Genomic DNA, 18,937 nt, shown 5'->3' on the forward strand with positions numbered 1-18,937 from the left:
CTGCTTTTTAATGACGGGAGGGTTCAATGGCTGTAGCTGCCAATAAGCGTTCGGTAATGACGCTGTTTTCCGGTGCCAACGATATGTTCAGCCATCAGGTGCGCATTGTCCTGGCGGAGAAGGGGGTGAGCGTGGATATCTGCCAGGTTGACCCAAGCAACCTGCCGGACGAGCTGGCCGAGCTGAACCCGTACAACAGTGTGCCGACCCTGGTGGATCGCGAACTGGCGTTGTACACCTCGCGCATCATCATGGAGTATCTGGACGAGCGCTTCCCGCACCCGCCGCTGATGCCGGTCTACCCGGTGGCGCGTGGTAACAGCCGCCTGATGATGCACCGCATCGAGCTGGACTGGTACTCCCTGGCCGATAAGATCATGGCGGGTACCGATGCCGACGCCGCGCGTGCCGAGCTGCGGGACAACCTGCTGGCCATCGCCCCCATCTTCGGTGAGATGCCCTATTTCATGAGCGAAGAGTTCGGTCTGGTCGACTGCTACATGGCCCCGCTGCTGTGGCGTCTGCCGAGCCTGGGTATCGACTTCACCGGTCGTGGTGCCAAAGAGCTGAAGGCCTACATGGTTCGTCTGTTCGAGCGTGAATCCTTCCAGGCCTCCCTGACCGAGGCCGAGCGCGAGATCCGTGCCAGCATATGAGTACGGAACCTACCATGACTCCCAGTCGCCCGTACCTGCTACGGGCGTTCTTCGACTGGCTGCTGGATAACGATCTGACCCCCCATCTGGTGGTCAATGCCAATATTCCCCATGTGATGGTGCCGATGCAGTTCGTTCAGGATGGTCAAATCGTCCTGAACATAGCGCCACGGGCCGTGGGTCAGTTCCACATGGATAATGATGCCGTCAGCTTCAGCGCCCGCTTCGGCGGCGTGTCGCAGCAGGTCTACATCCCCATGGCGGCGATCCTGGCCATCCATGCCCGGGAGAACGGCGTGGGGACCTTGTTCCCGCCGGAGCCGGGTTATGATCTCTGGCTGGAACAGGCCGAAGCGCCGGCAGAACCGGAGCCGGAACCGCCGCGTCCCAGTGGTCGCCCGACCCTCAAGGTCATCAAATGAAAAAACGCAGCCAGTTGGCTGCGTTTTTTTATGGCTGTTTGCCGGGAGATCCGTTCTGGGCAAATTCGAAGGCCTTGATCACCTGCTTCACACCGCTAACGTGGCGGGCGATCTCCACCGCCTGCTCTCCTTCCTGACGGGTCACCAGACCGATGAGGAAGACCTCGCTATTCTCGGTTACCACCTTGACCTTGGTGCTGTCAAAGCCCTTGGTGCCCAGCATGTCGGCTCTGACCTTGGAGGTGATCCAGGTATCGTTGCTGCGCACCCCTATGCTCACCGGCTTGCCGAGGCGCAGCTCGTTGTAGACGTGGCGAACCCCTTCGATTCGACCCACTATCTTGCCCGCTTCCTGCTTGTAGGCGTCGGAAGGGGTCTGGCCGACCAACAGCACGCGGCCATTGTTGCTGTAGACGCTGATCTTGCTGGCTGCGCTCAGTTGCTTGTTGTCCGCCAGCAGATTGGCCGCTTTCAGTTCTATGGTCTGATCGTCCCACTGAGCGCCCAGGGTACGGCGATCGCCGGACGCCTTGGTGGCCCCGGCAGCGCCTCCCACCACGACGGCGGCGCAGCCTTGCAGCAGCAGGGAGGTAGTCAGCAGGCCAAGCACCAATATCTTCTTGTTCATCGTTTCAATCCTCCTGTTGCGGGAAAAGCGTCTGGTCGATGAGATCACAGAGACAGTGCAGGGTCAACAGGTTCACCTCCAGAATGCGGGGGCGGCGGGCTGAGGGCACCCGGATTTCCACGTCGTTGGGACCGAGCAGGCCAGCAATCTCGCCGCCGTCACCACCACCGAGCACTATGATGGTCATGTCGCGGGAGAGGGCCGCTTCCGCCGCCTTGATCAGGTTGCGGCTGTTCCCCGTGGTCGTGATGACCACCAGGATATCTCCCGGCTGACCCAGGGCCCGGATCTGCTTGGAGTAGACCTCTTCGAAGCCGTGATCGGTGGCGATGGCGCTGATGGTCGCCATGTCCGGGGTCAGGGCCATGCCGGGCAGGGAGGGGCGCTCGGTCTCGTAGCAGTTGACCAGCTCGGAGATGAACAGCTGGGCCAGGGCAGCGGAAGGGCCATTGCCGCATGCCATCACCTTGTGGCCATTGAGCAGACAGATGGTCAGCATCTGGGCTGCGGTATGGATAGCCTCCGGCAGTGCCTCGGCAGCGGCTATCTTGGTCTGGATGCTCTCGGTGTAATTCTCTTTGATGGGATCAGTCATGGGGTCCTCTTAAAATGCGTTCCGGATCCAGTGTGGCTGGTCGCCCTCGAACGCGATCACATCGAATCGGCAGGCCTGGCTGGCCTCGTTGATGGCATGTTGCTTGAAATAGTGGCGTGCGGCCAGCACGATCTTGTGCTGTTTGCGCCGGGTGACCGAGCTGGCGGCACCGCCATGGCTGGCGCTCTCACGGTACCTGACCTCGACAAACACCAGGGTGTCTCCCTGGTGCATGATGAGATCGATCTCGCCACCCCGGCAGCGGTAGTTGCGGGTCACGGGTTGCAGGCCCTGGGCCTGCAACCAGCGCTCCGCTAGGTGCTCAAAGTGCTGGCCCTTGCTCGTCGGTGACGGGAACAGGTTCTGCCACTGCTGGTTCATTCGTGCCAGTAGACCCTTCATGGGAACTTTCCTCTATCTGGGGCACGGCGCTGTCGCTCACCAGCTTGCCATTCTGATAGATGGCCCAGTCCAGCATGCGCACCACGTTGCCTTGAGGATCCACGCTCAGTTGACCACTCATGCCCGGCTGCTGCATGGCGTTGACCTTGCGCATCTGTGGCAGGTTGCCTGCCAGGCTGACCGCATCGTAACCAAGGGCAAACAGCCGCAGCAGATCGCCCTGGGTTTGTGGCCAGAGCACGGCTATCTGCTCGCGCTGCGGTTCATAACCACCCAGCAGCAGCGGCATGTCGGAGATGTGCATGCCGTTGAGCTCGGAGGCGACCTCGGTGGCGCCACTGTCATAACCGCGGGCGCTGCTGTAGATGGGCAGGCTGCCCATGGGGTCGACCGAGATGTCCACGTAGGGTTTGATCATCCGGGTCTCGAGGCTGTTGGCCACCACGTATACGGCATCGATGCTGCGCGGCGCGGCCTCGGACAGCTGGACGATTTCCCCGGCACGGGCGGTAGAGCGGCCGCTCAGGGCATTCTTGACCATGCCTTGCACCTCGTTGCGCGCCCCGAAGGTGGCGACCACGGGTTTCTCTTGGCTCAGACCGGCCCAGGACTGTTCGAACGCCTTGATGCTGCTGTAACCGATACGACCCTGAGCCGCGATCAGCAGGGGCTTGCGGTAACCCTGCGCATAGAGGTACTGGGCGGCCTGACCCGCATCGGCGGCGGCGGAGAGGGAGAAGTAGTAGGTGTTGTCATTGACGATGGGCTTGTCCAGCTCGTTCAGCGCCAACACGGGCACGGTCGGGTTGGCCTTGAGCAGCTCCTCGACCCTGTCCTTGAGCAGGGGACCGATGATCATGTTCGCCCCTTCCTGGACCGCCTGCTGGTAGAGAGCCCCCATCGCCTTGCCCTGGGTGTCGTAGAAGTTCAGGGTGAACTGACCCTGATTCTCCTTGTAGGACATCAGCATGCCGTTGCGAATGGCGGCGCCCTGGGCTTCCAGATTGCCGGACAGCGGCAGGAAGACGGCGACCTGCTGCAGCGAGCCCACGTTGGTGGTGGCGAGATCGCCGAGGCCGGCGGGCATGTCGCTCTGGGCCGGATGGTTCGGGAAGCTTTGCTTCCAACCCGCCAGCTGGCGGGAGAGCTGGCCGGGCTGAGCACCAAACTCGTTGACCAGCGCCGCCAGTCGCAGCCAGCCGGTGGTCACGTCAGGAGCTGGCGCCTCTTCCAGCGCCTGCAGGGTGGAGGGGGTCATGCTCTTGAGCAGGGACCAGATCTGCTGGTGATTGGTCGCCAGCTCATTCTTGGCGAGATAGGGCTCCAGCAGGATCAGTGACTTGGCGGCACCAAACTTGTTGTTGATGTCGAGCTGCAGCACCACCCGCTGGCGATACCAGTCCTTCTGGGTGTCTGCATCCAGCGCCACATCGGGCTTGCCTTCCAGCAGGATCAGCGCCTGGTTGGCGTTGCCCTGGGCCAGCAGCAGGTGAGCCTGCAGCAGTTGCAGCTGGGCCTTCTGCTCATCGCTCTGGGCCTGCTTTTGCAGTCGCTGGTAGAGCGCCGAGGCGGGCTTGGCCTGGCCGAGGGCCAGATAGCTGCGCGCCGCCATCACCTGCCAGGTGAAGGCTTCTGCCGGCTTGGCAGGATCCACCTGCTCCAGATACCACTGGGCATTCTTGGTCAGATCCGAGAAGGCCGACGGCATGCCGGGCTGGCCGGTGGATGAATTGGGCTCCGACGCACAGGCGGCGAGCAAGAGCGCCGCGAGTAGGATGCCGAAGAGTCGTGATACACTTAGCTGCTTTGTAACCCGGTTCAAGTTCATTCCCCGACCAGTGTTGAAGTTCTCCATAGTGTAAACGGGCCAATATGGCGACACAATTGTCGGGACGCTCGGAGATCCCATGAGTGACATCCCAACCCTGTATATAGTCCCCACCCCGATCGGCAATCTGGCGGATATCACCCAGCGTGCATTGGACATTCTACGCAGTGTCGATCTGGTGGCCGCCGAGGATACCCGTCACACCGGTATCCTGCTCAACCACTACCAGATCTCGGTGTCGACCTTCGCCCTGCATGATCACAACGAGCAGCAAAAAGCCGATGTGCTCATCGCCCGCATCAAGGAGGGCAAGAGCGTGGCCCTGGTCTCCGATGCCGGCACCCCGCTCATCAGCGACCCTGGTTATCACTTGGTCACCCGCTGTCGCGAGGCCGGGGTCAAGGTGGTTCCGCTGCCGGGCCCCTGTGCCGCCATCACGGCCCTCTCTGCCGCCGGTCTGCCCACCGACCGCTTCGCCTTCGAGGGATTCCTGCCGGCCAAGGCCAAGGGGCGGGACGACAGGCTGCAGGCCGTCATCGAAGACACCCGCTCTCTGGTGTTCTACGAATCCCCGCGCCGGGTGCAGGAGACGGTGGAGGCCATCGCCCGCATCCTGGGAGAACGTCAGGTGGTGGTGTGCCGCGAACTGACCAAGACCTTCGAGTCCATCCATGGCTTGCCAGCCTCCGAGATGCTGGTGTGGCTCGGCGAGGACGAGAACCGTTGCCGCGGCGAGATCGTGCTGGTGGTGGCCGGTGCCAGCAAGGTGGATGAGGAGTTGCCTGCGGAGGCGATCCGTACCCTGGGACTGCTGGTGGCGGAGCTGCCGCTGAAAAAAGCGGCCGCGCTCACCGCCGAGATCCACGGCGTGAAAAAGAACGCGCTCTATAAATACGGTCTGGAGCACCACTAGGTAGCACGAGTCACTGCGCTTTCAATACTCATGGTGTGAAACTCCGTAAATTCCTCATTTTATAGGCAGAATCGCTGCCTTTGACGGCTTTCCAACCCCGCCTCGCGGTGGAAAGCGCAATTGCGGGTTTACCCGGGACGCGGGACAAGGCTATAATCCGCGCCCGGAGTTGGCTGGGCAATCGCTGCTTCGTCGTTGTGTCCCTCGGGACAGACGGGCGGAGGGGAGGAAAGTCCGGGCTTCATAGGGCAGGGTGCCAGGTAACGCCTGGGGGGCGTGAGCCTACGACCAGTGCAACAGAGAGCAAACCGCCGATGGCCCGCAAGGGATCAGGTAAGGGTGAAAGGGTGCGGTAAGAGCGCACCGCGCGACTGGCAACAGTTCGTGGCACGGTAAACTCCACCCGAAGCAAGACCAAATAGGCCCCTATTGGCGCGGCCCGCGTTGGGGGCGGGTAGGTTGCTTGAGCCAGCGAGCGATTGCTGGCCTAGAGGAATGATTGCTACCGGGGCAACCCGGAACAGAACCCGGCTTACAGGCCGACTCCGACCTATTCGACAAAGAGCCTTGCGAGCGATCGCAAGGCTCTTTTCATCAGGGTGAGGAAATATGACCGTTGTGGGAGTAGGTCATTTTTGCTGTAGGGGAAAACCTCAGTCTTGTAGGAAAGGTATTGCGCTATTTGGCCGTCACCTTAAATAGTGATGGCTAATAGAAACATTATGCAGACAATGGTGACTTGAATGCGTATTCGAACCGCGCCATTACTCATCTTCGTGATATTTTTTAATTTTTTCTAATTAATCGCCTCCTGGCTGCCTCACGATAACTCTTGGAAAATCAATTCATTTAATCGGCTGTGCCCCACAGCTACGTCAATATGTTCCCCATGCCCGAGATCCTTGCTTGAAAAGCCCTCTGCTCGTCCTTAAACTTCATGGTGGAGAAAAGTGGATCAAAGTGGTTTTATCGGGCGATTTGCCTCCTTAAACTCACCTTCGGGGACTGACATTTGTTGCGTGGCGCTCACGCCATCAGCCTGGACAGCAAAGGGCGACTGGCGATTCCGACCAAATATCGAGACTGGCTGCGCGACGAATGCGACGGCCAGCTGGTCTGCACCATCGACATCGCACACCCCTGTCTGCTGCTTTATCCCCTGAATGAATGGGAAGAGATCGAGCGCAAGCTCAAGACGCTTTCCAGCACCAACCCCGCGGAGCGCCGCCTGCAGCGCCTGCTGCTCGGCAACGCCATCGAGTGCGAACTGGACGGCAATGGCCGTCTGCTGCTGAGCCAGCCGCTGCGCAATCACGCCGGGCTGGACAAGAAAATCATGCTGGTGGGCCAGCTCAACAAGTTTGAGCTGTGGGACGAAGCCCGCTGGCAGCAACAGATCAATGACGATATCCAGGGCCTGCCCGAGGACGATTGGGCGAGTTCACCACGACTACAGGATTTCTCTTTATAAATGACCCAAGCCGCTGAACACATCACTGTGCTGTTGCACGAAGCCGTCGAAGGGCTGGCCATCAAGCCGGACGGCGTCTATGTCGACGGTACTTTTGGCCGGGGTGGTCACTCTCGTCTCATTCTTGAAAAGCTCGGCCCCAATGGCCGACTCATCGCCATCGATCGGGATCCCCAGGCCATTGCCGAGGCAGCCAAGATCCAGGATCCCCGTTTCGAGATCGTGCACGGCCCCTTCTCCGGCATCACCGCTTATCTGAATGAGCGCGGTCTGCTGGGCAAGGTCGACGGCTTCCTGCTGGATCTCGGTGTTTCCTCCCCCCAACTCGACGATGCCGAGCGCGGCTTCAGCTTCATGAAAGATGGCCCGCTGGACATGCGCATGGACCCCACCTCCGGCCAGAGCGCGGCCGAGTGGCTGGCCCGCGCCGACGTGGATGACATCGCCTGGGTGTTGAAGACCTTCGGTGAAGAGCGTTTTGCCAAGAAGATCGCCCGCGCCATCGTCCATGACCGGGTGACCGAGCCCTATGTACGTACCCGCCAGCTGGCGGAGATGATTGCCCGGGTCAATCCGAGCAAGGAGAAGGGCAAGCACGCCGCGACCCGCAGCTTCCAGGCCATCCGCATCTATATCAACAGCGAGCTGGATGAGATCGAGACTGCGCTGAACGGTGCCCTGCAGGTACTGGCTCCGGAAGGGCGTCTCTCCGTCATCAGCTTCCACTCTCTGGAAGACCGGCTGGTCAAGCACTTCATCCGCAAACACGAGAAGGGCCCCGAGGTACCGCACGGCATCCCGTTGACCGAGGCTCAGCTGGCGGGTGGCCGCAAATTGAAGTCGATCGGCAAGGCGCTCAAGCCTTCCGATCATGAAGTCACCGAAAACACCCGCGCCCGCAGCTCAGTGCTGCGGGTGGCCCAGCGTCTGGCGGATTGAGTCATGAGCGAGGTGCGCGTTCATCTGGCCAAGGAGATCATCGGAGATCTCTGGCGCCACAAGCTGCAGGTCCTGCTGGCTGTCGCCGTGCTGGTCACTGCCTTCGCGGTGATCCTGGTGACCAACATGACCCGGGGTCTGACCGCCAAGCAGAATGACCTGATGGCGGAAGAGGACAGGCTCAACATCGAGTGGCGGCACCTGCTGCTGGAGCAGGGCACTCTGGCCGAGCACTCCAGAGTGGCGAGCCTGGCCATGGATAAATTGCAGATGGCTCGCCCCCTGGTGACCACCGAGAAGGTAATAACTCAACCATGAAACGCAAGGCTGCCACCCGGGCACCGGCAAAAGAGAAAGCCAAGGCCAAAGCACCGTCACTCTACCCGTGGCGCTTTCGCACGCTGGTCTTTTTCATCGGCATCGCCTTTGCGGGTCTGATCCTGCGTCTTGCCTGGATCCAGGTGATCGATCCCGATCGGCTGCGCCAGGAAGGGGACATGCGTTCATTGCGCACCACCTCCACCCAGGCGGTGCGTGGCATGATCACGGATCGCAACGGTGAGCAGCTGGCGGTATCGGTGCCGGTCGAGGCCGTCTGGGCGGATCCCAAGACGGTACACGAGACCGGTGCTATCCATAACGAACGCGCCTGGCTGGCGCTCTCCGCCGTGCTCAAGCTCGACATCAATACCCTCAAGCATCGCATCTCCAACCCGAGCAAGCGTTTCGTCTATCTGCAGCGGCAGGTGACGCCGGCGGTGGCGGAATACATCAAGGGGCTCAAGCTCGGTGGCATCTATCTGCGCCCCGAGTCCCGCCGCTTCTATCCGACCGGCGAGATAAGCTCCCATCTGGTGGGGGTGACCAATATCGATGGCAGCGGGATCGAGGGGATAGAGCGCAGCTACAACGAGTGGCTGACTGCGACCCCGGGTGAGATGCGGGTACGCAAGGACCGTCAGGGCCGCGTCATCGAGCGGCTCGGTCTGGTCAAGGAGGGCAAGAACTCCAACGATCTGCAACTGAGCATCGATCAGCGGGTACAGGCGCTGGCCTACCGGGCGCTCAAACGCGCCACCGACGAGAACAAGGCGACCTCCGGCTCCATGGTGATGCTGGACGTTAAGACCGGCGAAGTGCTCGCCATGGTCAACACCCCCTCCTACAACCCGAACAATCGTGGCCAGTACCAGAGCTTCCGGGTGCGCAACCGGGTGGTGACCGATACCTATGAGCCGGGCTCCACCATCAAGCCCCTGATCCTGCTGAGTGCGCTCCAGGCGGGCGTGACCAGCTGGAAAGACACCATTCAGGGCGGCCCCCTGTTCATCGGGGCCAAGCAGATCCGCGATGTGAGTATTCACAAGGCGACCAACCTGTACGACATCCTGCGCTACTCCTCCAACATCGGCATGTCGCGCATCGCCCTGCGCATGCCGGCCCAGGAGATGATCAACACTCTCAGCATGGTGGGCTTTGGCATGGATACCGGCAGCGGTCTGATGGGGGAAAGCAGTGGCATGCTGCCCCAGCGTCGTCGCTGGTCCGATATCGAGCGGGCGACCCTCTCCTTTGGCTATGGCCTGCGGGTCACCCCGCTGCAGCTGGCTTCCGCCTACGCGACCCTGGCCAACAAGGGCAAGCGGGTGCCGCTCTCCATCATCAAGGTGACCACGCCTCCCAAGGGGGAGCAGGTCATCGATCACAACAACGCCACCGCCATGTTGCAGGCGCTGGAGTACGTGGTCGACAACGCCATTCCCAAGGCCAAGATCCCCGGCTACCGGGTCGGCGGCAAGAGTGGTACCGCCAAGGTCGCCGTCGCCGGTGGCTATGGCAAGGACTACATGGCCTGGTTCGCCGGTTTCGCCCCCGCCAGCAACCCCCGCTTCGTCATGGTCGTAGTGATCAACGAGCCCAAGGGCACTGCCTACTACGGCGGCGCCGTGGCTACCCCGCCCTTCGCCGAGGCCATGGGCGGCGTGCTGCAACTCTTCAACATTCGTCCCGACGGGATTTCTCCTGCCGTTCCCGCCAAGCTTGCCCGTATGGAGGCTCCCAATGCTGCCCCGCGCACTTGATCAACTGCTGCGCCCCTTCGGCATCCACGCCCCGGCGCTCCCCCTCACCGACATCCAGCTGGACAGTCGGCGCGTCGGGCCCGGTTCGCTGTTCGTGGCCGTGCGCGGTCACCAGATGGATGGCAGAGGCTTTATCGAACAGGCGGTGGCTCGGGGAGCCGCCGCCGTGCTGTTTGAGGAGGACGGTGAATTCGTCCCGCCCGTGCTCTCCGTTCCCTGCTACGGGATCCCCGATTTGCCCGCCAGGCTCTCCGAGCTGGCCGGTCATTTCTATCAGCAGCCCAGCGACAGATTGCAACTGGTTGGCATCACCGGCACCAACGGCAAGAGCACCACGGCCCTGCTGGTCGCGAATTGGCGCACCCTGCTGGGGGGCAAGGCCGGGGTGATGGGTACCATAGGCAACGGTCTGTTCGGCAAGCTGGTGGAGGCGCCGAACACCACCGGCAGCGCGGTGGAGGTGCAAGCCACTCTGGATGCCTTGCAGCAAGAGGGGGCTGACCTGGTGGCGATGGAGGTCTCCAGCCACGGTCTGGTGCAGCATCGCGTGGCGGCCCTGCACTTTGCGGCGGCAGCCTTCACCAACCTGAGCCGGGATCATCTGGATTATCACGGCACCATGGAAGCCTATGGCGCGGCCAAGGAAGAGCTGATCAAGCTGGTGAATGAGCCTTGTGCAGTCATCAATGCTGATGACGAATTGGGTCGCAGCTGGTTGTCCCGTTACCCCAAGGCGGTGGCCTTCGGGGTGAATGGCCCCATCGCCCATCATTCCGGGCGACAGTTGACGGCGCAGGATCCCCAATTTCACCAACAAGGTTTTCACACACAGATTAACTCCAGCTGGGGGAATGGTGTATTATCCGCCCCCTTGCTCGGCCGCTTCAACGTCAGCAATGTGCTGGCGGCCATGGGTGTGATGCTGGTGCTCGGCTACGATTTCGACGCCTTGCTGGATAGTGCCCCCAGGCTGCAGCCGGTGACCGGTCGCATGGAGTGTTTCGGCGGTGGCGATGCGCCGCTGGCCGTGGTCGATTATGCCCATACCCCGGATGCGCTGGAAAAAGCCTTGCAGGCCCTGCGGGTGCACTGCGAAGGCGAGCTCTGGTGTCTGGTGGGTTGTGGCGGCGACCGGGATCGCGGCAAGCGTCCCATGATGGCCGCCATGGCAGAGCAGTATGCGGATCGCGTGATCCTGACCGACGACAATCCCCGTACCGAGGAGCCGGCCCAGATCATGGCGGACATGGTGGCGGGTTTTCGCGATCCCGCCTCAGTGCAGATCGAGCACGACAGGGTCAAGGCGATCGGCCTGGCGCTGGCGCAGGCGAGCAAGCAGGACATCATCCTGGTGGCCGGTAAGGGCCATGAGGATTATCAGATTATTGGCACTGACAAGCGGCATTACAGCGATCGGGAAACCGTCGCCGCCGCCTTGCACACATTATTGGAGTCATTCACATGATGACCCTCAGGCTTGCCGAACTGGCGCAGGCGCTCGATGCCCGTCTGATCGGCGGTGACGCCGAGATCACGGCGGTCAGCACGGATACCCGCACCCTGGGTGCTGGCGCGCTCTTCGTCGCCCTGCGTGGCGAGCGTTTCGATGCCCACGATTTCTGCGATCAGGCGGTCGCGGCCGGTGCCTCTGCGCTGCTGGTGGAGCGGGAGCTGCCACTGGCGGTGCCTCAGCTGATCGTGGCCGACAGCCTCAAGGGGCTGGGGCGTCTGGGCAGGTTGGTGCGCGAGCGCATCAACCCGAAAGTGCTGGCCATCACCGGCAGCTGCGGCAAGACCACGGTCAAGGAGATGGCGACCGCCATCCTGCGTCACGAAGGGGAAGTGCTGGCCACTGCCGGCAACTTCAACAACGAGGTAGGCGTCCCGCTCACCCTGCTGCGCCTCGAGCCGCAACACAGGTTCGCGGTGATGGAGCTCGGGGCCAATCACCCGGGCGAGATTGCCTGGACCACCTCGCTTGCCAAGCCTGATGCCGCCATCATCAACAACGTGGCGGCCGCTCATCTGGAGGGTTTCGGCTCCCTGGAAGGGGTATTCCACGCCAAGAGCGAGATCTTCGAGGGTCTGGGGGAGGGCGGCAGCGCCATCGTCAATGCCGACAACGAATTCTGGCCGAAGTGGCAGGCGAAGGGCATTCAGTGCGCCTTCTCCATCGAGGATCAGAGCCAGCCGTTCCACGCCCGCGACATCGGCTTCAATGCCGATGGCTGCGCCGAGTGCACCCTGGTGACTCCGAACGGTGAAATCAGTCTGACCCTGGCCCTGCCGGGCCGCCACAACGTGGCCAATGCCCTGGCGGCGACCGCCGGTTGTCTCGCGCTCGGCGCGTCGTTGGCCTCGGTCAAGGCGGGCCTGGAGCAGATGGCACCGGTCAAGGGGCGCTTCTGCGTCCAGCGCTGGGGTGGCCTCACCCTGGTGGATGACACCTACAACGCCAGCGTGGAATCCGTGCTGGCTGGCATCGACGCCCTGACCGCCATGGGTGGCTACAAGGTGCTGGTGTTCGGTGACATGAAGGAGTTGGGTGAGGAGTCCGCCGCGCAGCACGCCCGGGTTGGACGCCACGCCCGCGAGCGCGGCCTCGATGCCGTGCTGACGGTAGGGGAACAGAGTCGCCACACCGCAGATGCCGCGGCTGGCCGACATTTCGATAACAAGGCGTCGTTGTTTGAAGTGCTTGCGCAAATGATAAATACACACCCGGAAATCTCGATTTTGGTCAAGGGCGCCAGAGGCTCCCGCATGGAAGATATCGTCAAGATGGTCACCGACCATCAGGAGTCAGCCACATGCTAGTCTGGCTGGCGGAACTGCTGACCCCGCACTTCACCTTCTTTAACGTCTTCTCCTACCTGACGTTTCGCGCCATCCTGTCGATCATCACCGGCCTGGTGGTAGCGCTCTGGATGGGGCCACGCCTCATCCGCCGCCTGCAGATCATGAAGTTTGGCCAGGTGATCCGCAACGACGGCCCCGAGTCTCACCTCAGCAAGAAGGGCACCCCGACCATGGGGGGCCTGATGATCATTGCCGCCATCTTCACCTCGGTGCTGCTCTGGTGCCGCCTCGACAATCCCTATGTCTGGCTGGTGCTGTTCGTGCTCGGCGCCTACGGTGCCATCGGCTTCGCCGATGACTACCTCAAGGTGGTGCGCAAGAACACCGATGGCCTGATTGCCCGCTGGAAGTATTTCTGGCAGTCGGCGGTGGCGCTGGCCGTGGCGGTCTTCCTCTACGCCACGGCCACCCACGACGGTCAGACCCAGCTGGTGGTGCCCTTCCTCAAGGATGTGATGCCGCAACTTGGCCTGATGTTCATCGTGCTGACCTATTTCGTCATCGTCGGCACCTCCAACGCGGTCAACCTGACCGATGGCCTGGATGGGCTCGCCATCATGCCGACCGTGATGGTGGCGGGTGGCTTTGCCCTCATCGCCTGGGCGACCGGCAACGTCAACTTCGCGAACTATCTGCACATTCCCTATGTGCCCTATACCTCTGAGCTGGTGATCGTCTGTACCGCCATCGTCGGGGCGGGTCTGGGCTTCCTCTGGTTCAACACCTATCCGGCGCAGGTCTTCATGGGGGACGTGGGTTCCCTGGCCCTCGGCGGGGCGCTCGGCACCATCGCCGTACTGGTGCGTCAGGAGTTCCTGCTGGTGATCATGGGGGGCGTCTTCGTGATGGAGACCGTCTCGGTGATCCTGCAGGTGGGTTCCTACAAGCTGCGCGGCGTGCGCATCTTCCGCATGGCACCGATCCATCACCACTATGAGAAGAAGGGCTGGCCGGAGCCGCGCGTCATCGTGCGCTTCTGGATCATCACCCTCATGCTGGTGCTGCTCGGTCTCGCCACCCTGAAGGTGAGATAAGCCATGGTCATCATCATCGGACTCGGCAAAACCGGACTCTCCTGCGTCGATTACTTCCTCGGCCGAGGCATCACGCCGCTGGTGATGGACACCCGTGCCAATCCTCCCGGCAAGGATCAACTGCCCGCCGGGGTGGAGCTCATCCAGGGGCTGGATGGGGATCGTCTCAAGCAGGCCCACATGATAGTGGCGAGCCCGGGTATCGCGCTGTCGACCCCCGAGCTGAAGGCGGCTGCCGAGTTCGGGGTACGCATCGTCGGCGACATCGAGCTGTTCGTGCGCGAGACCCAGGTGCCGGTCATCGCCATCACGGGGTCCAACGGCAAGAGCACGGTCACCACCCTGGTGGGGGAGATGATCGCCGAGGCCGGTCTCAAAGTGGGCGTCGGTGGCAACATCGGCACCCCGGCGCTGGATCTGCTCAAGCAGCCGATGGATCTCTGCGTGCTGGAGCTCTCCAGCTTCCAGCTCGAGACCACCCACAGCCTGCGCGCCGCCGCCTCCGTGGTGCTCAATCTCTCCGAAGATCACATGGATCGCTACGCGGGCATGGCCGACTACCGGGCCGCCAAGCAGGAGATCCATCAACACTCCCAACACATTCTGATCAACCGTGACGATGCCCAGACCCAGCCCGATGTGGGTCAGGTGTGGCAAAGCTTCGGGCTGGATTGCAACGGTTACGGCCGCTGCGAGCTGGATGGTCGCTTCTGGCTGACCCTGCACGGCGAGCCGCTGCTGGCGGTGGACGAGATGAAGATCGTCGGTGCCCACAACCAGGCCAACGCCCTGGCCGCCATGGCCCTGTGCGACGCGGTCGGGATCCCCCGCGAGCCACAGCTGCGGGTGCTGCGCCGCTTCGAAGGGCTGCCTCACCGCGCCCGCTTCGTGCGTGAGGTGAACGGGGTGCGCTGGATCAACGACTCCAAGGCCACCAACGTCGGGGCGACGCTGGCCGCCGTGGCCGGGGTACGTGAGTCGGTCAAGGGCCGTCTCTTGCTGCTGGCCGGTGGTCAGGGCAAGGGGCAGGATTTTGGACCTGTTCAAGCGCTCCTTGGTAGTCAAATCGACCACATTTACTGCTTCGGGCAGGATGCTGACGTACTGCTCGCCTTGGGTGAGCAGACCGAGCGAGTGGCGGATCTCGACGCCGCCATCGCCAAGGCCGCCGCCGATGCTCGCCCAGGCGACTGGGTACTGCTGGCCCCGGCCTGCGCCAGCCTGGATCAGTTCAAGTCCTTCGAAGCGCGCGGCGATCGCTTCACCGAGCAGGTGCTGGCCCTATGAATACCCTGCGCGTTGTCGCCAGCTTCCTGCAACGCCTGCTGCTACCGGCGCGCCCCGCCGGTCTCTTCGATCGGCAACTGGTGGTGCTGGCCCTGGCGCTGATGTCCGTTGGTCTGGTGATCGTCGCGTCGGCCTCCATTCCGGAAGGGATCGCCATCAACAACGATCCCTTCATGTTCGTCAAACGCCATGGCCTCTTCCTGGTGATGGCGCTCGGTATCTCCTGGTTCGTGCTGCAGGTGCCCATGGCTCGCTGGCAGCAGTACAACGGCCCCATGCTGCTGCTCGCCATCGTCATGCTGGTGCTGGTACTGCTGGTGGGGCGCAGCGTCAACGGCTCCGTGCGCTGGTTGCCGCTCGGCCCCTTCAACCTGCAGCCGGCCGAGTTTGGCAAGCTGGCGCTCTTCGTCTATCTGGCGGGCTATCTGGTGCGTCGTCAGAGCGAGGTCCGTGAGCGCTTCATCGGCTTCATGAAACCCATGGCGGTGCTATTCGTGGTGGCCATCTTGCTGCTGGCCCAGCCGGATCTTGGCTCCGTGGTGGTGATGTTCGTGACCTCCCTTGGCATGTTGTTCCTCGCGGGGGCGCGGCTGGTGCAGTTCATCGGCCTCATCCTGGTGGGGGTGAGTGCCGTGGTGACCCTGATCATCGCCGAGCCTTACCGGATGCGGCGGGTAACCTCCTTCCTCGATCCCTGGGCCGATCCCTTCGGCAGCGGCTATCAGCTGACCCAGTCCCTGATGGCATTCGGCCGTGGCAGCTGGTTTGGCGAAGGGCTCGGCAACTCCATCCAGAAGATGGAATACCTGCCGGAGGCGCACACCGACTTCGTGTTCGCGATCCTCGGTGAAGAGCTCGGTTACGTGGGAGTGCTGGGCGCACTTTTCCTCATCTTCGCGCTGGCGATCAAGGCCCTCAAGCTGGGCCATCAGGCGCTGGTGGCCGAGCGGTTGTATGAAGGTTATCTGGCCATCGGCATCGGCATCTGGTTCAGCTTCCAGACCTTCGTCAACGTGGGGGCGGCCAGCGGCATGATGCCCACCAAGGGGCTGACCCTGCCCCTGGTCAGTTATGGTGGCTCCAGTCTCATCATCATGATGGTGGCGGTGAGCATGTTGATTCGTATCGATTTCGAGTTGCGTCAGGCCAGTGCCCAGGCGCGCGTGCGGGAGGTTTCGTGAGCAAGACGTTGCTGGTGATGGCGGGTGGGACCGGGGGACATGTCTTCCCGGGTCTGGCCGTGGCCGATCGCCTCAAGGCCCAGGGTTGGACCGTTCACTGGCTCGGCACCGCCGACCGGATGGAGGCCGAACTGGTGCCCGCCCACGGTTACCCCATCTCCTTCATCGACATCCAGGGGGTGCGTGGCAACGGCATCAAGCGCCTCCTGGCCGCGCCCTACCGCATCGTCAAGTCCGTGCTGCAGGCGCGCCGTGTGCTCAAGACCATCAAACCCGACGTGGTGCTCGGCATGGGGGGCTTCGCCTCGGGTCCCGGTGGCGTCGCTGCCTGGATCGCCGGTATCCCGCTGTTGCTGCACGAGCAGAATGCGGCGGCCGGCATGACCAACAAGCTGCTGGCCCGCATCGCCAAACGGGTGCTGATGGCCTTCCCCGGCGCCTTTGCTCCCAATGCCCGCACCGCCGTGGTCGGCAATCCGGTGCGCCCCGAAGTGGTGGCGCTGCCGGATCCCGTGCTGCGCAGTGCGGCCGACCCCCTGCGGCTGCTGATCGTCGGTGGCAGCCTGGGGGCCAAGGTGCTCAATGAGCAGGTGCCGCCCGCCGTCGCCGCCGCTGGCGTGCCCATCGCGGTGCGCCATCAGACCGGCAAGGGCAACCGGGACACCGTCGCCGCGGCTTATGCCCAGCACGGCGTCGAAGCCGAGGTGAGCGAATTTATCAAGGACATGGCGGATGCCTACGCCTGGGCCGATCTGGTGGTGTGCCGCGCAGGGGCGCTGACGGTCTCCGAAGTAGCGGCTGCCGGGCTCGCCGCCATCTTCGTGCCGCTGCCCCACGCGGTGGACGATCACCAGACCCGCAACGCCCTGACCCTGGTGGATGGTGGCGCCGCGGAGTTCCTGCCCCAATCCGAGCTGACGCCGGCCTCCCTGGCCGCCCGTCTCTCCTGGCTCGCCGGGCGCAGAGAAACCTTGCTGAACATGGCGCAAGCCGCCCGTCGCGTCGCCATCACCGATGCCGCCGAACGGGTTGCCGATGAGTGCAAACGGCTTGCGACCCAAAAATGATGATCAAGATGGCACCCGCAACGCCGTGCCGTCTTATCCCGAGAATGTTGATGTCGCCGCGCGGCTGCACGGTGGACTAAAGAGAGAAGATTATGACCAAGGTTGAACTGGCAAAACTGCGTACCGTGATCCCCGAAATGCGCCGCGTGCGTCGCATCCACTTTATCGGTATAGGTGGTGCCGGTATGGGCGGGATCGCCGAAGTGCTTGCCAACGAGGGGTATCAGATCTCCGGCTCCGATCTGGCGCGCAATGCCGTGACCGAGCGCCTGGCTTCCCTCGGTGCCCACATCTTCGTGGGTCACAGTGCCGAGCACGTCAACGAGGCGAGCGTGGTCGTGGTCTCCACCGCCATCAAGCAGGACAACCCCGAGCTGCTGGCTGCCCGTGAATTGCGCATCCCCGTGGTGCGCCGCGCCGAGATGCTGGCGGAACTGATGCGCTTCCGTCACGGCATCGCCATCGCCGGTACCCACGGCAAGACCACCACCACCAGTCTGGTGGCGAGCATCTATGCCGAGGCGGACCGGGATCCGACTTTCGTCATCGGTGGTCTGCTCAACAGTGCCGGCACCAATGCGCGCCTGGGCAGCAGCCGCTACCTCATCGCCGAGGCGGACGAGAGCGACGCTTCCTTCCTGCATCTGCAGCCCATGGTCTCCATCGTGACCAACATCGAAGCGGATCACATGGATACCTATGGCGGCGACTTCTCCAGGTTGAAGGCGACCTTCATCGACTTCCTGCACAACCTGCCGTTCTACGGCCTGGCGGTGGTCTGCGTGGATGACCCCGTGATCCGCAGCCTGCTGCCGGAGATCGCCCGTCCGACCCTGACCTATGGCCTGTCTGACGATGCGGATGTGCAGGTGCTGGACTTCGAGCAGACCAGCAACCGCAGCCGTTTCCGGGTGCGCCGCAAGGATGCCGGTGAGCTGCTGGTCACCCTGAACCTGCCCGGGGTGCACAATGCCCTCAACGCGGCTGCCGCCATTGCGGTCGCGACTGAAGACGGCATCGGCGACGACGCCATCATCCAGGCCCTGTCCAAGTTCGAAGGGGTGGGTCGCCGCTTCCAGCAATATGGCGAGTTCGAGACCGGTCGTGGCAAGGCCATGCTGGTGGACGACTACGGTCACCACCCGAGCGAGGTCAAGGTGACCATCAACGCGGCCCGTGCCGGCTGGCCCGAGAAGCGCCTGGTCATGGTGTTCCAGCCCCACCGTTACAGCCGTACCCGGGATCTCTACGAAGATTTCGCCGACGTGCTCTCCAAGGTGGATGTGCTGGTGATGCTGGAGGTCTATGCCGCCGGTGAGGAGCCGATTCCCGGTGCCGATGGCCGTGCCTTGTGCCGCACCATCCGCTCCCGAGGCGCGATGGAACCCATCTTTGTCGCAACGCCGGACGATGTCCCGGCGGTGCTGGCGGACCTCATCGGCGAGGGGGATCTGGTGCTGACCCAGGGGGCAGGGAACGTCGGGGCGCTGGCCCGTCGTCTCGGCGAGATGAAATTGAGCGTGGATAGCATGAAATCCGGTGCCTGAGGGCCCAATGAGTATTTTGACCGCCAA

Annotated in this window: 18 protein-coding genes and 1 other RNA gene; 15 read left to right on the top strand and 4 right to left on the bottom strand. The window is 62.8% G+C overall.

Annotated features, from left to right (window positions below; translation table 11 throughout):
• The first annotated feature begins 26 nt into the window (after positions 1 to 26).
• Together sspA and VZC39_RS02150 are read left to right on the top strand one after the other, a co-directional pair.
• A complete protein-coding gene (gene sspA / locus VZC39_RS02145) occupies positions 27 to 656 on the top strand; it encodes a stringent starvation protein SspA (protein ID WP_349920792.1) in 630 nt (209 codons plus the stop codon).
• Positions 653 to 1,078 carry a ClpXP protease specificity-enhancing factor gene (locus VZC39_RS02150; protein WP_349920793.1) on the top strand — a complete coding sequence of 142 codons (426 nt, stop codon included), beginning with the start codon at positions 653 to 655 and terminating at the stop codon, positions 1,076 to 1,078. Before sspA ends, VZC39_RS02150 begins: the two co-directional genes overlap by 4 nt.
• 28 nt (positions 1,079 to 1,106) lie before the next feature.
• On the opposite strand, the gene dolP is transcribed toward VZC39_RS02150, so the two are convergent.
• From dolP to VZC39_RS02170, 4 genes are read right to left on the bottom strand one after another with little or no spacing between them, the layout of a single operon-like run.
• Positions 1,107 to 1,706: a division/outer membrane stress-associated lipid-binding lipoprotein gene (gene dolP / locus VZC39_RS02155; protein ID WP_434665340.1), complete on the bottom strand. Its 600-nt coding sequence runs from the start codon at positions 1,704 to 1,706 to the stop codon at positions 1,107 to 1,109.
• A 4-nt stretch (positions 1,707 to 1,710) separates the two neighbouring features.
• A complete protein-coding gene (locus VZC39_RS02160) occupies positions 1,711 to 2,301 on the bottom strand; it encodes a D-sedoheptulose-7-phosphate isomerase (RefSeq protein ID WP_349920795.1) in 591 nt (196 codons plus the stop codon).
• A 9-nt stretch (positions 2,302 to 2,310) separates the two neighbouring features.
• Complete coding sequence (locus VZC39_RS02165) at positions 2,311 to 2,703, bottom strand: YraN family protein (protein ID WP_434665343.1); 393 nt, start codon at positions 2,701 to 2,703, stop codon at positions 2,311 to 2,313.
• Positions 2,624 to 4,531, bottom strand: a complete 1,908-nt coding sequence (locus tag VZC39_RS02170; RefSeq protein ID WP_434665345.1) for a penicillin-binding protein activator — start codon at positions 4,529 to 4,531, stop codon at positions 2,624 to 2,626. Before VZC39_RS02170 ends, VZC39_RS02165 begins: the two co-directional genes overlap by 80 nt.
• A 79-nt stretch (positions 4,532 to 4,610) precedes the next feature.
• Between VZC39_RS02170 and rsmI the strand changes: the two genes are divergently transcribed.
• The 13 genes from rsmI to murC all read left to right on the top strand — a co-directional run bounded on the left by rsmI (position 4,611) and on the right by murC (position 18,910).
• On the top strand, positions 4,611 to 5,444 hold the full coding sequence (gene rsmI, locus VZC39_RS02175; protein WP_349920798.1) for a 16S rRNA (cytidine(1402)-2'-O)-methyltransferase: 834 nt from the start codon (positions 4,611 to 4,613) through the stop codon (positions 5,442 to 5,444).
• 165 nt (positions 5,445 to 5,609) lie between these two features.
• Positions 5,610 to 5,995, top strand: an RNA gene (gene rnpB / locus VZC39_RS02180) — RNase P RNA component class A.
• A 461-nt stretch (positions 5,996 to 6,456) separates the two neighbouring features.
• Positions 6,457 to 6,915 (top strand): division/cell wall cluster transcriptional repressor MraZ, encoded by a 459-nt coding sequence (gene mraZ, locus VZC39_RS02185; RefSeq protein ID WP_349920799.1) that lies wholly within the window; start codon positions 6,457 to 6,459, stop codon positions 6,913 to 6,915.
• Complete coding sequence (rsmH, locus tag VZC39_RS02190) at positions 6,916 to 7,854, top strand: 16S rRNA (cytosine(1402)-N(4))-methyltransferase RsmH (RefSeq protein ID WP_349920800.1); 939 nt, start codon at positions 6,916 to 6,918, stop codon at positions 7,852 to 7,854.
• Positions 7,855 to 7,857: 3 nt separating this feature from the next.
• Positions 7,858 to 8,172: a cell division protein FtsL gene (gene ftsL, locus VZC39_RS02195; protein WP_349920801.1), complete on the top strand. Its 315-nt coding sequence runs from the start codon at positions 7,858 to 7,860 to the stop codon at positions 8,170 to 8,172.
• Positions 8,169 to 9,935 carry a penicillin-binding transpeptidase domain-containing protein gene (locus VZC39_RS02200; protein WP_349920802.1) on the top strand — a complete coding sequence of 589 codons (1,767 nt, stop codon included), beginning with the start codon at positions 8,169 to 8,171 and terminating at the stop codon, positions 9,933 to 9,935. The genes ftsL and VZC39_RS02200 overlap by 4 nt, the downstream gene beginning before the upstream one ends.
• On the top strand, positions 9,916 to 11,400 hold the full coding sequence (gene murE / locus VZC39_RS02205) for a UDP-N-acetylmuramoyl-L-alanyl-D-glutamate--2,6-diaminopimelate ligase (RefSeq protein ID WP_349920803.1): 1,485 nt from the start codon (positions 9,916 to 9,918) through the stop codon (positions 11,398 to 11,400). Before VZC39_RS02200 ends, murE begins: the two co-directional genes overlap by 20 nt.
• Positions 11,397 to 12,752 carry a UDP-N-acetylmuramoyl-tripeptide--D-alanyl-D-alanine ligase gene (locus VZC39_RS02210; RefSeq protein ID WP_434665352.1) on the top strand — a complete coding sequence of 452 codons (1,356 nt, stop codon included), beginning with the start codon at positions 11,397 to 11,399 and terminating at the stop codon, positions 12,750 to 12,752. Before murE ends, VZC39_RS02210 begins: the two co-directional genes overlap by 4 nt.
• Positions 12,746 to 13,828, top strand: coding sequence for a phospho-N-acetylmuramoyl-pentapeptide-transferase (gene mraY, locus VZC39_RS02215; protein WP_349920805.1), 1,083 nt, complete (start codon positions 12,746 to 12,748; stop codon positions 13,826 to 13,828). Before VZC39_RS02210 ends, mraY begins: the two co-directional genes overlap by 7 nt.
• Positions 13,829 to 13,831: 3 nt before the next feature.
• Entirely contained in the window at positions 13,832 to 15,115 is a 1,284-nt protein-coding gene (gene murD, locus VZC39_RS02220) for a UDP-N-acetylmuramoyl-L-alanine--D-glutamate ligase (protein ID WP_434665355.1), read from the top strand.
• Complete coding sequence (gene ftsW, locus VZC39_RS02225; protein WP_434665357.1) at positions 15,112 to 16,296, top strand: cell division protein FtsW; 1,185 nt, start codon at positions 15,112 to 15,114, stop codon at positions 16,294 to 16,296. Before murD ends, ftsW begins: the two co-directional genes overlap by 4 nt.
• Positions 16,293 to 17,363, top strand: coding sequence for an undecaprenyldiphospho-muramoylpentapeptide beta-N-acetylglucosaminyltransferase (gene murG, locus VZC39_RS02230; protein WP_434665359.1), 1,071 nt, complete (start codon positions 16,293 to 16,295; stop codon positions 17,361 to 17,363). Before ftsW ends, murG begins: the two co-directional genes overlap by 4 nt.
• A 92-nt stretch (positions 17,364 to 17,455) precedes the next feature.
• Positions 17,456 to 18,910, top strand: a complete 1,455-nt coding sequence (gene murC / locus VZC39_RS02235) for a UDP-N-acetylmuramate--L-alanine ligase (protein WP_349920809.1) — start codon at positions 17,456 to 17,458, stop codon at positions 18,908 to 18,910.
• Positions 18,911 to 18,937: the final 27 nt, after the last annotated feature.

The sequence above is a fragment of the Aeromonas sp. NJAU223 genome, from assembly GCF_051125555.1.
Classification (GTDB): Bacteria; Pseudomonadota; Gammaproteobacteria; order Enterobacterales; family Aeromonadaceae; genus Aeromonas; species Aeromonas veronii_G.